Raw genomic sequence first — 14,498 nt, 5'->3', positions numbered from 1 at the left:
CGTCTAGATCCCTTCCCGCGCAACCCGCCAGCTTGGCCGGACCTCGCGCTCCCCATTGTTCATCGTCGCCATGGTGCGCCACCGCCGGGACCTATCGGCAGGCGCGTGGCGGCGCTCGCCAGAAGCCGAGGCCAGGATCGCCGGATGGATCGCACGCGCGGCCCGTTCGACGATGGCGTCGCACGCATAGCCATAACCGTCCTCCAGCGGACCCGAGGCCGTCGCGGTGAGGAGGCGGACCCAGCGCGCGAAGTGAATCGGAAGACGCGCGTCGATCGCCCGCAGCCTTCCCTCGGCGACCGTGAAGGGTCGCTCGTCGACCTCGGCATAGGCATCGAGGATCGCGTCCTCCCGGTCGCGCCAATGCCGGGGTCCGCCCCGTCCCTCGACCTCCCACATCGACCCGATATCAAGGCGATCGAACGCCACATGCCGCAACGGCGCGTGACGGCTCGCTAACGGCACCGATCGACCTTCGCCGTCCTCCCGCCCGCGCGCCAAGGGTTCGCGAATCCGCCAGCGCGAGAGCGGATCGGGGCTGGCGCGTAGATAGCCAACCTCAAGATCCAGGACCTGAGCGAGTTCCAGCAGCGCGGACGCCTCCGCCGCCCACACACATTCGGTCGGCGGTGACCAGCCGCTCACGCCCGCGCGAGTCTCCCGCTTCAGGTCCAGCCGAGCGCTCGCCGCGTCGAGGCGGGCGAGAAAGGTCTCGCTCAGCACGCCCTCCAGCGTGAGCCGGGAGACCGCGCCCACTCGGGTGATCGCGCCGCGCGGTCCGAGGGGAAGGGCCGACCGGCCGCGAACGCCACGCGCCTCGAGCCAGCACAGCATCCCCGCGTCGCCCAAGGCTCGGATCACGTCCCAGGGCGACACCTTGGCGTCGCCGACAACCTGACGGCAAATCGCGAACACGTCGGCCAGCGGCATGGTTCCCGTCTTGACCGCGAGCGCCTCGGTGAGATCGAGAAGCGCCGGCGCGACGGCCTCGCCACCTGGTTCAGCGCCGCTGGCGATCTCCTCATGCCTGGCGTCGCGCGGCCACGCCGGAGTGGGAGGTGGATCGGCGTTGAACAGGCGCTCGGGCGGATCGCGGAAGGCGGGCACCAGAATCGCGCGCCGAAGCCTAAGACGCCGGCGTAGCGGCGGGCCAATGCGCCGCGGTTCGACGACGATGTCGACTTCCCCATCAAGCGGTTCTCGCGGCGTCAGCAGCCACCGACCGCTTCCAACCTCGGTGACCATCAACCGATCGGCGAGATCGCCCTCCAAACGGAGGCTTTCGACCAAGCCGCTCACCTCAACGACGAAGGGGAGCGCCGGCCGCGCCAGGATGGCGCCGTCGACGCGCCAGAATTGACTGGGCGCCAGATCTAGCAGGCGGTCGCGGTCCACGCCTTCGCCGCGACCGTCCAGGCCATCCAGGTCATGGATTAGCGCCCAGCCGTCGGCGCCCGCGACCGCCGCGCGCGTCCGCGCGCCGAGGCGGGACCGAAATGCTCGCTCCCGGACAAGCGCCGCCTGAGGCCGTGTTCCGGCGCGTTCGCCAGCCCAACGCAGGCGACCCCAATCGCGCTCGATCAAGGGGATCATGTGCCCTCGCGTCGCCGCGACGACGAGGCGCGAGGAAAGGGCATGATCGGCGAGCGCTTGCTCAAGGTCGAGAGGCGCGCCGCTCTCGGGGTCGACGAGCCGGTGGGCGCCCCACTCATCGACGAGGATCTCGAAGCCCCCACTCTCCGCGGCGGCGCGGAGCTGGGCTGTGACGAGCCGCCACCCCGACCAGAAACGATGGTCGGCCAAGGCACGTTCGGCCTGCAACCAGGCCGACCGGAATGAGTCGAAGGTCTCCTCGAACGTGCCAGAGAAACCACCGCGCTCCACCAACGGCGCTAGCCAGTCGAGTACCGCCCGTGGTGATTCCAGATCGAAACCACCCGAGCCAAGATCGGAGAGCAGGCGACGCGTGTCGTTGCGTGATGGAAATGTCAGCTCGATCGCGTGGCCGATCTGCGTACGGAACCTCGGATCGGGGAGCTTGAGCGGGCGGGTCAAAGTGGTCTCGGACCGCTTCACCGTCATCCTCGCCAGCCGACGCCACAGCTTCGGAAGCGCGTCGCAATGGGTGATGACCAGATCCCAACCCATCAGGTCGCGCAGGCGGCGGCGGAAGTCATTCTCGTCGCTGTCCGCCGCCTCGCTGGCGGCGAGACAACACAGGATCAGCAAGGGTAGCAACGCTTCCTCGGGCTTCTCCGAGCCGGTCAACCAACGCTGCACGCGAAAGCGGGGTGGGAATACGCCGAGGAAAAGCGATCGCGCGGCGCTAGGCTCGAGCATCAAGCCCGCGCGCGCGGCGCTCCGGGCGAAGAGATTATCATCGACATGCAGGATCGTGACCGGGCGGCCATCGCCTGCCTCGTCGTCGAACAACTCGCTCCACAGCCAGTCACCCCATTGGGCCATGGTCGTCGTGACCACTCCCGCCCCTCCCTTCACTTACCATCGTCAGCGACCAACGCGGTCGCTACCCCCCCTCGCGGCCATATGGCTTCATGTTCCTCCAAAGATCGAGACGCTATTTGCACCGAAGCGGTTGAATGGTCTTTCCGAACTTGTTCGATTGTTGGGACGATCGCACCACCGTAGGATTGCCCCGGAGCAGGGACTGAGTAGAGCAGGCAGGCTAAGGCATTCGCCACCTCCGTGGGCGTCGCTCGCGCTGAACTACTGAACCCGCTGGCCGACCCAGTGCGTTATTTGGCGATCCGAGGCGCCGATCGCCTCCCGGTGGTACGCACGTCACGCGCGAGGATCCGTTGGGATGCTGGGCGTTCTACTCAGGCTTGACGTATCGCCACCCGCATCAACGCACTGATATCAATATGATCGGTTCCCCGACACCGAAGCAAGAGGATGTTACCGCGCGGCGGTTCCGTTCCGGCGTGGCGAACTATGGCTGTTCGCTTCGGGTGAGATGGGACTTTACTCGAAATTGAATATCCCTATATACGGTTTTGCCTACCTATAAGGCGGGCGGGCTCGCCTTCAAGACGAGCATTCCATCAGCCATAATCGGCGGCCCCGGCCCGTCGATCTGTCAACACGACGGAGAACAAAATGCCCAATGCTAAAACCATCTATTCGACGACCGCGCTCACCACGGAACATCCGGCGCTCGCGGACCTGGACCTCAAGCACGGCAACTATAAGGCCTTGGGAGAGTCCCCTATCGGACAGGCTCTTTGCAAAGTGATGAAAAGTGAAGCCGCTGTGCTTTCCCTCGTCGCTTCACAAATCGTCGCTCCCTCTCGACCGCCCATCGTTAGCCTGAGCAAGCTTCTCACGCATGCCCTTGGGGAAAAGGTTTTCGAACCGGACTTCAAACGCCTCACTGGGCGCTACGTGCGTCAGATCCTTGAACATCTTGATTTCAGTTGGAAGCGCAGCGGCGTTGACGTTGTCGTTAAGGGCACACCGTATGCGTCCGGTTCGATCTACAAAATCTAACGCCACCAACTGAAGCACCGGGGAAGCGCATTGTCGGGATGCGGTTCCCCGTTCGGTTCAATGCCGAGGCGTTTGGCAGAATGAAGGAGATCTCATCGCCAATCTGTTGCTGCACATGACGGTCGAATGGCGCGTCCAAACCTGCTCAGGGAGCGGGCCGGAAACCGGATATGGCTCGACGGCACTGACAAATTGTCATGATCGGTGTCGGGGAGGCTGAATTCAGCGCGGCGAACCATTTTCCTGGGCCGGCGCGGACGCCATTATCAAAACGATATTACCGTTCAGCCAGCCGCGCCACTGATCAAAGATCGGCCCCGACCTTAGTTGAAACCGAAACGTTGCTGAGGTTTGGCTCGAATCAATCGTACAGGCTACGCCCTTAGCATTATTCACGCTCGTGCCCTCGAAGTTGCATTCGACCAGTCGATAGCCCGGCTCCGTCTGATATGTGACCTCGTAGGATTTCGTTTTGACTCCAATCCCATGATCTGTCTGGTATTGCGAAATAGCCCGCCGCATTGTCTTCCGGATGGGCGGAAGTTCTCCGGGCGTGAGCGCCGCGCGCTGCTGGTTGAGTGAGACGGTCGCCCTTAGCCAGCCACGCCACTGATCATAAAGTGGGCCAGACGTCAGCTTGAAGCGCAAAACGGCGGACGTCCTATCAGCCGCTACCTCACAGGAGACATCCGCGTAGTGCGCGGCGCTCAGTAGTTCGTAACTGCATTCATTGATGAGGTAGCCGGGCTCGGCGGCAAAAACTTTTGCATAGGGCGCGGTATTTGAGGTCAGCGCGTGATCATCCTTGGTTTCGGACACGCTATGATCGACATCTACTGCCGCGGGCGGCGGAGGCCCAGACACATTGGGAGTTGGTAATACGCTTGTCTTCGCGGAGGACCGGGTGAGGGTCGCAGGAGAAATCTGATACTCGGTTATCAACTGCGCAGGCAAACCCGAGAGATTTGTGGGACCCATCGGCGCGACGGGAAGCGCGGGTGAGATCGCTGCCGTTGGGTTCGGCGGAGGTGTGGGTGTGGCGATCGCGACGTCCGGCATCCAAGCAAATTGGTCGTCGCTAGGGTAACTCGTTCTCTCGTGCCAACACGCCGAGGTGGAATTTGCCTTCAGCCATTGGCCAACGGGAGACGCGGGCAATCGAGACATGGGAATCAGATCGTTTATTCCGGCGACTGGGATAGTCGTTCCGTCAGGCAGCTCCATTTGCGTCACGCCGCCGACCGCAATCGCCACAAGATACCCCTTCGACGAGAAAACGGGCCCGCCGCTATTGCCCGGATTGAGCGGCGCGTCGGTCTGAAGCAGATTGCCATCATCAGGACTTCCCATCAGTCCCGGCGCGACTCTCAGGTCGCGGTTAAGCGGATACCCCATCACGAACAGGTAACTGCCTTGCGCAAGAACGGCCGGCGGCATGAGGGCGGAGACGGGACAATAAGGCGAAGGAGTTCTGGGTGTAACAAGTTCAAGTAATGCCAGATCATTGACTTTGTCGCGCACAACAACGCGCGCCGCAACAGGGTCGTCCTTGCGGTGCACAAAGCGCACGTTGATCGTGGTACGCCTAAAATCGTCGCCAGTTTCTGGCACGACATGGTCGTTCGTAACGATATGGCGATCGTCTACCAGAAATCCCGACCCTTGAATGACTACATCAATTTTGCCGCTGAAGCGCTCGCCAATCATCTGGATCTGGGCCGTGCGCGGCCCGTAATAGCGGACGATGTCGGTCGCCCCCTCACCCGGCGTTTGCGCGTGAGCGTTGGCTGACCAAAGGCAGATTGCGCAGGCCGAGGCCAGGACGCATTTCACGAATAGACCTTTCGCAGAGCCTCTTTGTCGAGCTTGCTCAGCCCCCCTTGTCCGGTCCAGTTTTTATTGCAGTAATTCATAATCGAGTTTCCATCAAAGGCTGTCGCGAAGAAATCGCCGTCCGCGCCTTGCGGTGCCTCCTTGCACCAGTCGGGACGATCAGGGCGGTTCTGCTCGTGACTAAAGCCTAGCGCATGGCCAAACTCGTGAATGGCGATTGCCTCTACACAAACGTTCCGGCCGCGCGGGCAACTGATCGGCCTCCAGCGCACCATTGCAAAGTTCAGCGTTAGCCCTCGCGGTCGCCCGTCCAGTTTCCTGCCCAACTTTAGCGTCTGCGGCGTCTCATCCCGAACCGAGACACGAATACCAGAAGGCGGTCCTTCGCAGCCGCCCCACCCTTGAAAGACAACTTTACTGTAGTTCTTATTCCCCCAGCTGGTCATGACCGCTTGCTGGACCAGCGCACGATCCTCAGGTTTTGAATCGTTGAGATTCTCCCAACACACATCAATGACGGGAGGATCATCCCACCGTTGCGAGTACAACACGTATCCGTATTTATGAACAATTTCCCGGCCAACATCGATTGCCGACTGACCGCTCGAAGCGCCCGCGAAGAGCACAAGCGACAAAACCAGGAATCGTGCCCGGAACATTGCCACCCCCCCTTAAGCTCATATTATTGAAGATGCAGCCACGAGTCTTAAAGCTAAAGCATACACCAATAATTCCCTTCTGTGCAAATCGCTTTAATTGATATACTCCAATCGACTCCAAACTGTAAGCAGTGATACGTCCATTTTGGGGGTAATATTATGACCATCATTCGCTTGGTGACCCTGTTCTCCTGCGCGATGACCTGTTCCGCCTGTACATCTCTATCCAGTAGAACCGACCAACGTACGGCTGCCGCCAGCGACGCAGTAAAGGGTATCCCTTATAAACTTCCAGTTCTTCAGTATGATATCAAAGTTACTAGAACGCTGGCGCAGTGCATGGAGAAGGCGGGAGAGGGCAAAGCCGATATCGAGGTCGATGCTCTGAAATTCCTGGTCAAGGCGGAAGCGACCCCTACGGTCATCGGCGGGGAGCGTTACTCCCTAGATTATGAAAAGCTCGCTGGGTTCACAAAAATAAGCTCGGTGTCGCTTGCATTCTACGCGAACGGAACGTTGAAGACGTTGAACGCTGCCGCCGAAGATCGAAGCGCGGCAATCGTTGCCGACACCGCTAAGTCGGCATTCGCAGTGGCAAAGATTGCGATGGGTATTCCTGGCGCAGCACAGGCGCAAGGCAATAGCGGCGTGGCTCAGATGCTCGTCTGCGCACCCCGAGCGCAACAGTTGCTGGACAAGCTCAAGGAGGAGACTGCCAGTCTGAAACTAGCCAATGCGGCGCTCGACAAAGTAACGGAGCAGGTAAACGCCCTTACGAGTCAGCTCGCAATCGGCACACTAAACGCTGAAGGCAAGGGCACCCTCCAACACCGGCTGGACGACCAAAAGACGAAAGCCAAAGCAGTTGCCGATCAGCAATCGGCAGTGGAGAAGGCGACTGCGGCTTTGTCCCTCGTGACGGTTGAAAGGGCGCCCGTGAATGCACAGCGCCTCAACGGAGAGTTGGATCTGGAGGGACCAGATCTGGCGAAGTTCACAAAGCTGGTCACGCGAAAGGTGCTCACTGCCGGGCCCAACGCGGTGAATCAATGCGACGACGAGCGGATCGAAGACTGTGTTTCGAAAATGGTCCAGGCGCAGTGGGTGATCGAATCGCTAGCGCCAGCAATCGGCGCGAAGCTCGCGGTCAATGATCCGGCGGCAATCCACGCGGCCAAGCCCCAGCCCGGCGTCTTCATCCGTCCACCTGAGCCCGGACGACTGCTTGTCTGTAAGGCAAGTAAAGAGTCGGACGATTGCACAGCTGCGTCTGCCGACCTGCTCTTCAAGTCGCCTGATTCAATGATACCGCAACTCGGGCAACTGCGCTTCCTGCCGTTTATAAACGGCCCGTTTCAGAACAATTCCCTGAGCCTCGCCCTGAACGAAAATGGCGGAATAGACAGCTTCGAATATAAGAACTTGAAAGCGAGAGGCGAAGTCCTTGCCGGCGCCATCGCGGATGCAACGAGCCAGGGTGTCGCTTTTGCCGACGCCAGTCGCAAGAAGAAGCTGGACGCCATTGCTGCGGAAGCGGCAGCCGCCAAAACCGATCGAGAGACTCAGATAGCGTTGCTCCAGTTTCAGATCGATAGCCTTACAAAACAGGCAGAAATTACGAAGCTCGGGAATACGGACATTGCATTGCTTCAGTCCCAAATCGATAATATCACGAAAGAAAAGGAGCTCGATAAGCTCACCCAACCTCCGGCGGTTACAGAGCTCGATAGTGTGAAGGCTGATACGGAGTTAGCGGTTGCCCGGAAGACGCTATATGAAGCGCTACGCGCGCAGCAGCAGGCGAAGGAAGCGCTCGGGACGCAATAGCCGGCCATGCACTTTGGCGATCACCCAGAGCAGCTATGACCAGGAGCGCACCGGCCGGGACGCTTGAAAGCGAGTTCGTAGGGGAAGAACTTGCCGACGACTGTTCGGTTAAATTGGGGCGGCCGTTCATCAACATCATGTTGGCAGATCGACACGCTCAAGGCGCGAGCGGACGCTTGGAGTAGCCGACAGTGATTTCATAAGCGTTGAAGCTCGACAGGCAGCAAGGAATTCCTGATGCTGGCGACATTCGGCGACTTTCGTCGATAAATAAGATCCGCTTTCGGGGTGGCCGGCTCGGTCGCGGAATGACCTGGGTTATGGGCGCGTAGCTGCCACTGCGAGCTTCATCAACAAGCGTCCCCTTACGCCGTCTGAGCGCCCGTAGACAGACGGGCGACTTTCTACCGTCATGTGGTTGCGGCTACGTGATCGGGATCGGCGCCAGAGCAGCTGGAAGATCACAATTGAGGCGCGAAGCTGCCAAGTTTGCGAGATCGCCAGCGATATCAATTCTTCCTAGGCAGCCGCACTCCGTTTAAGCGCGGCGATATGCTCCTCGCAGATCACCTGCACGGTGCGACCCAGCTCCTCCACGCGCTCCCGAAGCCAGGCCAGTTCCTCATTGCTGATGCGATAGTGCTTCGAGTACCGCGCCTTGACGTACGCGGCTTTCAGCTTCTCGAAGCGTCCGCGATCCACGCGGGTGTCGCGCGGCCACGCATCAATCAATCGCGGATCGATCCGTTCTGCCTGCGTCCGGAGAAAACCGAGATTGTGAACGTGCGGCGTGTAGAAGGTGCACACCAGCAGCACGCAGTGGTACAGGAACTCAGAGGTCTGGTGGAGGTCGAACGCCGCTTCTTTGAGGCGCCCTTGACCTAGAACGTACTTCGCCGTGTCGAGACGACCAGCGGCCGCAGGGAACCATTCCGCGAAATATTCCTGCGCCATCGCCAGCGCCTGCCGTGGCGTCTTGGGCTTGGGCTCATGCAGTTCGGTGCTGTCGCTCTCGTACAGCGCGATCCCGTCGCGGACGACATCCATGAAAAAGTACCGCCCGTGCGCCAGCCCGTCGTTCACCTCGTGCAGCGTGTGGACGATGAAGTTGACCGGCGTGCGCAGCGTCTTGGTGACCGCCAGTTCGCGGTTGAGCCGATCCTCGGCCGTCGACCAGAAGGCGGCGCGGTCGGTCAGCTTTTCATGGTTGACGATGATCAGCAGGTCGAAGTCGGACTGGTATCCCTTGGCCGTGTGCGGCTCGTCGACCCAGCCGCCCCGGGCATAGCTGCCGTAGAGAATGACCTTGAGAATGCGCGCCTGCTTCTTCCAGTCCGAGGTCGCGATCGCGGTCGCGTCGCCGAGCTCCTCGAACAGGATCTGCACCACGCGCTCGAGCTCGCGCTGCTTGGCGGGGGGCAGATGATCGAGATCGGTGCGCATCGCCGGAATCCTAGAGCGCCGCGACGGCGATGCAACCGCCGGGAGCGCGATCATGCGCCATTTCGGACCGGTCCCTCGTCAGCGCCGTCCCCCGCGAGGTGGCGGGCGAGCAGGACGAGCGCGCTCGCGAGCAGCCGTTCGACCTCGGCCAGATCCACGCCTAGCCGCGCGGCGACCGTGGCATAGTCATATTCGTCGATCGCATGGAGCACGAACACCGCCTGCTCGGGCTCGGGCAGCGCGGCAACGGCGGCACCCATGCGGGCAACCAGTCTCGCATCAATATCGGACATCGAAACGCTCCTTCCCGCCGGCCAAGGGGACCGGCGGCGACGCACAGCGGGCGCGTCACAAGCGGGGGCCCCGCACCGCAGGGGCGAAGCGTGAGCGGAGCACCCGGCATCGCCGGGTTGCGGGGCGCCGCGGCGCGCCCGACACGCGGCGCCCGGTCACGGCTGGCCGGGGAGCGATCGGGCCGGCCATTGGGGGTGTTGCGAACGCCCGCGAACTGACGCAGAATCGTTCGCGCAGCGCGGTTCAAGGCCGGCGGCCCGCTGCGGACTGACCGCCAGGCATCAAGCGCTTCCGGCCCTTTCGGTCGGGGGTAATATCCGAGGCATTGCCCGGCACGAGACAGGCTCTCGTGCGATCGACTTTCCATGTCCGCGCCCCGCGCGGCGCCAGCTGCTCGCGGTAACGCGATGCGGCGGCCGATTGACGACGCCGACCCGTCGCCCCGAGACGGCGGCACCGGTGAGGCACGCTTCGACATGCTCTACCGCGAGCAGGCACCTCGCCTGCGGCGATGGCTCGATGCGCGCCTGCGCTCGACCGAGGACGCGAACGACCTGGTGCAGGACGCGTTCGCGCGCCTACTCGGCTCGGGCGCACGCGAGGGCCTGCGCCAGCCCGAGGCATTCCTCAACCGGATCGTCCGCAACCTGCTCATCGACCGGTCGCGCCGCGTCTCGAACCGCACCCCGCACATGCCGATCGACGAGGCGAACGAGCCCGCGACCCGCGCAACCCAGGAGGACGCCATCGAGCTCGCACAGATGCGCGAGCGTTTTCGGACCGCCGTCGACGCGCTGCCGCCGCGCACACGCCAGGTGTTCCTGCTCCACCGGACCGATGGCCTGGGCTACAAGGATATCGCGACTCAGCTCGGCATCAGCATCCGTACCGTGGAATGGCATGTCGGCGAGGCGCTGGTGAAGATCGGCAAGGACCTGAGGCAATGACCATCGCCGGCGGCCGGGCGGAGGATGGCGGCGAGGCGCTCGCCCGTGAGGCCGCGCACTGGTTCGCGCGGATGCGCAGCCCCGATGCCAAGGACAGCCGCGCCGAATTCGAGGCATGGCTGGCCGAGCACCCCGCGCACCGGAGCGCGTACAACCGCGCGTCCGAGATTTTCGCGATGGGAAAGCTGCTCGCGGAGCTGGACGAACCGATCCCGCCATCGGCGCCGACCCGCCGACACGGCGTACTGGCGGTGGCGCTGGCGAGCCTGGCCGCCTGTGCGGTTGGCATCGGCGGATGGGTGGCCTTGGATCACGCGGGACCCGGCATGGCCCCGCGCGACGCCATTGTCGCCACAACCGACCATCGCAGGCTCTCGACGGTCGCCGGCGAGGGACGCGTCGTGCGGCTCGCCGACGGCTCGACCGTGCGCCTCGGCGACCAGACCCTTCTGGACGTCGATATCGGGAGCGGCCGGCGCAACCTGAGATTGTCGCGAGGCCAGGCACGTTTCGAGGTCGCGCACGAGCAGCGTCCCTTCATCGTCTCGGCCGGCGGTGGCAGCGTGACCGCCCGGGGCACGATCTTCGAGGTCGCGTTGACGCACTCGGGCAAGGTCGATGTGCGTCTCCTGCAGGGCACGGTCGATGTCGCGCTGCCCCGCGCCCCGGCGTCGCCGCCAGCGCCGGTCCGCAGGCTAGCCGCCGGCGAGGGAGTCTCGTTCGTCGCGCGGCCGGACGTCGCCGCGATATCCGCTCCGTCCATCGGCGTGAAGGCGGTGCCGTCCGCGGCCGCGCGCGAGTTCGCGGGAACGCCCGTCGCCGACCTGATCGTGCTCGCGAACCAGAGGACCGCGCGTCCGATCCGGCTGGCCGATGCCTCGCTCGCCGCCCAGCGCGTGTCCGGGCGATTCCGGGTCGACGACACCGATCTGCTGGCCAGGCGGCTGGGCGCCCTGTTCGGCCGGGACGTGGACACCAGCCGGCCCGGCGAGATCGTGCTGGCGCCGGCGGGTGGCGCAGCGCCCGATCCCGCGGCGATCGGCAAACGCCGCGCCGCGCCGGGGGAGGCCCCGCGCTAGCCGGACTGGCGAACACGTTGAAGATAAAGCCAATTTGGGCGAAATCGGCGTTTTCCGACGCGCGCAGGGCCAATATATCAACCGCCAGCTTGTCGCACAGACCCGTGCGGCCGGGTGGCCACCGCTATGTCCAGGCCTGATGGCTAAAGGCGGTGGCGCATGTTCCAAGACATGCTTTTCCCGCCCGGCTTCGGCGGCACGAGAAGCTGCTTCGAAAACAATCGAATTATAACCGGATTATAAGATTCTTATAACCGCGAAGCGCGCTACAGTCGGATGGTCATGGCCATGACATTTCCCAACTGGAGAAAAGCCATGAACCGCGAACACGAAGACACGATCGAGCTCGGCGCCGTGAGCGTCGAGACCAAGGGCCTTATCGTCGGCGGCCCCGACCAGGACAACGGCCAGCTGAAGCCGTTCGGCCTCAGCGACGACTGACCAGCCTGGTGCGTGCCCTCCGGGGCACGCACCGTTTCCTGGTGACATCACCATGCCGCCCATCGATCGCGCCGGCATCGCCTGGTGCCTCTGTGCCCGCCAGGCCGTGTTCCTGGATCTGGCGCGCGATCGCTATTTCTGCCTTCCCGAGGCGCTCGACCTGTCCTTCCGGCGCTGGGCCGCGGGAGAAGCGCCCACCCCCGCCGACCTGGCGCGGCTCGTTGCCTGCGGCGTCGCCGAGCCCGACGCGCGAGAACCGGTCGCGGCGACCAGCCATGCGGCGCCGACCCTCGACCTGGCGACCGACCTTCCACGCAGGCAAACCGTTCGTGACATCGCGGCAGCGGTCGTCCTCCAGCTCGGCGCTCGCCGCGCACTGGCGCGATCGCCGCTTTCGACCATTATCTCCGGGATCGAGGCCCGTCGTCTCGTCATGACCGCGAATGACCGGGATGAAGCGCGCCTGCGCCGGGTCGCGGGAGCCTTCGCGGCGAGCGCCGCTATTCTGCGGGCGCACGACCAGTGCCTTCCAAGGGCGATCGCGGCGCGGCGCCTGTGCGACCGGCTCGACCAGGCCGCCGCGCTGGTCTTCGGCGTGCGCCTCAGCCCGTTCGCCGCGCATTGCTGGGTCCAGTCGGGAGACGCCGTCGTCACGGGCGATCTCGAGGTGGTCAGGCTCTACACCCCGATCCTGGTGGTCGCGTGAGACCGCGATACCTGATCCTGGTCGGAGGGGGCGACGGCTTCGCCGCCCGCGCCGGACGCATCGCCGAGGCGCAAGGCTTACGCCTTGCCCGCGCCACGCCGCCATTGGCCGTCCTGGTCGACGCGGCCTGCGGTTTCCTCGACATGGGCGCGGACGGCGGGGTGGTCGGCACGCTGTTCCCCCGCCACGGCGCGCCGCGCGCGATCACCGGATTCGAGGAAGCGGAACGCGACACGCTCACACACGGGGGCAGCCAGGAACTCCTCAGCTCGCATTGGGGCGGCTATGTGAGCGCCTGGGTCAAAGGGGACGCCGTCGAGATTCTGCGCGATCCGTCGGGCGCCCTTCCCTGTTACCGCGCCCGCATCGGCGAGATCGCTGCCCTCGCCTCGGACCTCGATCTGCTCGCCGCAGCGGGCATGACGCCGGCCGGCATCGCGTGGGATGCGCTCGGCCGGATGCTCTACTCCTGCGGGCTTCCCATGGTGGAGTCCGCGCTCACCGGCATCACCACGCTGCTCGCCGGCACCGCTATCATCCTGGAAGGGCACGCCGAGCGGCCGGCGCCGGGGTGGTCGCCCTGGGCGTTCGTCGAGCCGTGCGCGAGCGAGGAGCGGGCGGCGACGTCCGAGCGGCTGCGGCGGACGGTCGAGCACTGCGTCTCCGCATGGTCGTCGCTCTATCGCCGTCCGCTGCTCAGCCTGTCCGGCGGGCTCGACTCGTCGATCGTGGCGGCCTGCCTTGCCCGCTCGAAGCGCGCCGCCACCTGCCTTACGCTCCATACCGACGATCCCGCAGGCGACGAGCGTAGCTATGCGGCGCTGCTGTGCGAGGCGCTCGGCCTGCCGCTCGCCGAATGGCGCTACGACCTCGGTGCCGTCGACCTCGGGCACGCGCTGGGCGCGCATTTGCCGCGCCCGATCGGCCGGGCCGAGGCGCAACCTTATGAGGCGGCGCACCGGGCGGTCGCCGCGCGGGTTGGCGCCGACGCCTTTTTCAGCGGCAATGGCGGCGACAATGTCTTCGGCTTCTCGCAATCGGCGGTAGCGCTGGCCGACCGGGCGCTACACGAGGGGCCGGGCGCGGGCGCGTTCGCCACCTTGCGCGACATCTGCCGCCAGACCGGCGCGGGGCCGCTGCGCGTGGTTCGCGCCGCCACGCGCATCGCCAGGCAACCGCCCGCCTATCGCTGGAAGCCGAGCCCGGCCCTGCTCCATCCCGAGCTGATCGCGTCGCTACGGGATTTCCCGCTTGTCCACCCCTGGCTCGAGGCACCGGCATGGGTCCTTCCCGGCAAGGCAGTCCATATCGCGGGGATCGCGCGCGCCCATCCCAACCTCGAGTCCGACCGCGGCCGCATCGCGCATCTGGTCAACCCGCTTCTGTCCCAGCCAATCATCGAAGTCTGTCTGTCGATACCGAGCTGGCAGTGGCGCGAGGGCGGGCGCGACCGCGCCATGGCGCGGACCGCCTTTGCCGGCATGCTTCCCCAGGCGATCGTCGAGCGGAAGGTCAAGGGCACGCCCGATCCGTTTTGCGGCGAGATCGTCCGACGCAAGCGCCAGGAACTGCGCGAGCGCCTGCTGGGCGGCCGGCTCGCCGCGCACCGGATCCTCGATCCGGACGCGGTCGACGAGACTCTCCGTGCCGATCGCGCGACGACCAGCGAGGAGAATGTGCGCCTGCTCGAGCTGATCAACGCGGAGGCCTGGGCCGGACGGTGGTCATGACGGCAGGCGTGCAAGCGCGGGCCGGACGA

The 14,498-nt window shown here is 64.3% G+C and carries 12 protein-coding genes; 7 read left to right on the top strand and 5 right to left on the bottom strand.

Going from position 1 to position 14,498, the window contains the following annotated elements; translation table 11 throughout:
* Positions 1-3: 3 nt before the first annotated feature.
* Complete coding sequence (locus SMA01S_RS14625; protein ID WP_066823736.1) at positions 4-2,481, bottom strand: hypothetical protein; 2,478 nt, start codon at positions 2,479-2,481, stop codon at positions 4-6.
* A gap of 639 nt (positions 2,482-3,120) precedes the next feature.
* Here SMA01S_RS14625 and SMA01S_RS14620 point away from each other — a divergent pair.
* Positions 3,121-3,510, top strand: a complete 390-nt coding sequence (locus tag SMA01S_RS14620; RefSeq protein WP_066823733.1) for a hypothetical protein — start codon at positions 3,121-3,123, stop codon at positions 3,508-3,510.
* Between the two features lie 222 nt (positions 3,511-3,732).
* On the opposite strand, the gene SMA01S_RS14615 is transcribed toward SMA01S_RS14620, so the two are convergent.
* Both SMA01S_RS14615 and SMA01S_RS14610 read right to left on the bottom strand, forming a co-directional pair.
* Positions 3,733-5,343: a S1 family peptidase gene (locus tag SMA01S_RS14615; protein WP_066823730.1), complete on the bottom strand. Its 1,611-nt coding sequence runs from the start codon at positions 5,341-5,343 to the stop codon at positions 3,733-3,735.
* Positions 5,340-6,002, bottom strand: a complete 663-nt coding sequence (locus SMA01S_RS14610; protein ID WP_066823723.1) for a M12 family metallopeptidase — start codon at positions 6,000-6,002, stop codon at positions 5,340-5,342. Before SMA01S_RS14610 ends, SMA01S_RS14615 begins: the two co-directional genes overlap by 4 nt.
* A 159-nt stretch (positions 6,003-6,161) precedes the next feature.
* Between SMA01S_RS14610 and SMA01S_RS14605 the strand changes: the two genes are divergently transcribed.
* Positions 6,162-7,829 (top strand): hypothetical protein, encoded by a 1,668-nt coding sequence (locus SMA01S_RS14605; RefSeq protein ID WP_157093955.1) that lies wholly within the window; start codon positions 6,162-6,164, stop codon positions 7,827-7,829.
* Between the two features lie 519 nt (positions 7,830-8,348).
* On the opposite strand, the gene SMA01S_RS14600 is transcribed toward SMA01S_RS14605, so the two are convergent.
* Entirely contained in the window at positions 8,349-9,272 is a 924-nt protein-coding gene (locus SMA01S_RS14600) for a HEPN domain-containing protein (RefSeq protein ID WP_066823716.1), read from the bottom strand.
* A 50-nt stretch (positions 9,273-9,322) separates the two neighbouring features.
* On the bottom strand, positions 9,323-9,565 hold the full coding sequence (locus tag SMA01S_RS14595) for a sigma factor-like helix-turn-helix DNA-binding protein (RefSeq protein ID WP_084250321.1): 243 nt from the start codon (positions 9,563-9,565) through the stop codon (positions 9,323-9,325).
* Positions 9,566-9,931: 366 nt separating this feature from the next.
* Here SMA01S_RS14595 and SMA01S_RS14590 point away from each other — a divergent pair, with 366 nt between their 5' ends.
* From SMA01S_RS14590 to SMA01S_RS14575, 5 genes are all read left to right on the top strand, one after another.
* Positions 9,932-10,513 carry an RNA polymerase sigma factor gene (locus SMA01S_RS14590; RefSeq protein ID WP_245649286.1) on the top strand — a complete coding sequence of 194 codons (582 nt, stop codon included), beginning with the start codon at positions 9,932-9,934 and terminating at the stop codon, positions 10,511-10,513.
* Positions 10,510-11,592, top strand: coding sequence for a FecR family protein (locus SMA01S_RS14585; protein WP_066823712.1), 1,083 nt, complete (start codon positions 10,510-10,512; stop codon positions 11,590-11,592). Before SMA01S_RS14590 ends, SMA01S_RS14585 begins: the two co-directional genes overlap by 4 nt.
* A gap of 315 nt (positions 11,593-11,907) precedes the next feature.
* Positions 11,908-12,033: a benenodin family lasso peptide gene (locus SMA01S_RS24600; RefSeq protein ID WP_157093954.1), complete on the top strand. Its 126-nt coding sequence runs from the start codon at positions 11,908-11,910 to the stop codon at positions 12,031-12,033.
* Between the two features lie 52 nt (positions 12,034-12,085).
* On the top strand, positions 12,086-12,739 hold the full coding sequence (locus tag SMA01S_RS14580; protein ID WP_066823705.1) for a lasso peptide biosynthesis B2 protein: 654 nt from the start codon (positions 12,086-12,088) through the stop codon (positions 12,737-12,739).
* Positions 12,736-14,469 (top strand): asparagine synthase-related protein, encoded by a 1,734-nt coding sequence (locus SMA01S_RS14575; RefSeq protein ID WP_066823702.1) that lies wholly within the window; start codon positions 12,736-12,738, stop codon positions 14,467-14,469. The genes SMA01S_RS14580 and SMA01S_RS14575 overlap by 4 nt, the downstream gene beginning before the upstream one ends.
* Positions 14,470-14,498: the final 29 nt, after the last annotated feature.

The sequence above is a fragment of the Sphingomonas mali NBRC 15500 genome (genome assembly GCF_001598415.1).
Classification (GTDB): domain Bacteria; phylum Pseudomonadota; class Alphaproteobacteria; order Sphingomonadales; family Sphingomonadaceae; genus Sphingomonas; species Sphingomonas mali.
The sequence above is the reverse complement of the archived record's forward strand: the minus strand, read 5'-3'. Positions and strand labels throughout refer to the sequence as shown.

Coding starts and splice junctions, on each gene's coding strand:
- SMA01S_RS14620 (WP_066823733.1), top strand. CDS start 3,121: ATGCCCAATGCTAAAACCATCTATTCGACGACCGCGCTCACCACGGAA.
- SMA01S_RS14610 (WP_066823723.1), bottom strand. CDS start 6,002: ATGTTCCGGGCACGATTCCTGGTTTTGTCGCTTGTGCTCTTCGCGGGC.
- SMA01S_RS14605 (WP_157093955.1), top strand. CDS start 6,162: ATGACCATCATTCGCTTGGTGACCCTGTTCTCCTGCGCGATGACCTGT.
- SMA01S_RS14600 (WP_066823716.1), bottom strand. CDS start 9,272: ATGCGCACCGATCTCGATCATCTGCCCCCCGCCAAGCAGCGCGAGCTC.
- SMA01S_RS14595 (WP_084250321.1), bottom strand. CDS start 9,565: ATGTCCGATATTGATGCGAGACTGGTTGCCCGCATGGGTGCCGCCGTT.
- SMA01S_RS14590 (WP_245649286.1), top strand. CDS start 9,932: ATGTCCGCGCCCCGCGCGGCGCCAGCTGCTCGCGGTAACGCGATGCGG.
- SMA01S_RS14585 (WP_066823712.1), top strand. CDS start 10,510: ATGACCATCGCCGGCGGCCGGGCGGAGGATGGCGGCGAGGCGCTCGCC.
- SMA01S_RS24600 (WP_157093954.1), top strand. CDS start 11,908: ATGAACCGCGAACACGAAGACACGATCGAGCTCGGCGCCGTGAGCGTC.
- SMA01S_RS14580 (WP_066823705.1), top strand. CDS start 12,086: ATGCCGCCCATCGATCGCGCCGGCATCGCCTGGTGCCTCTGTGCCCGC.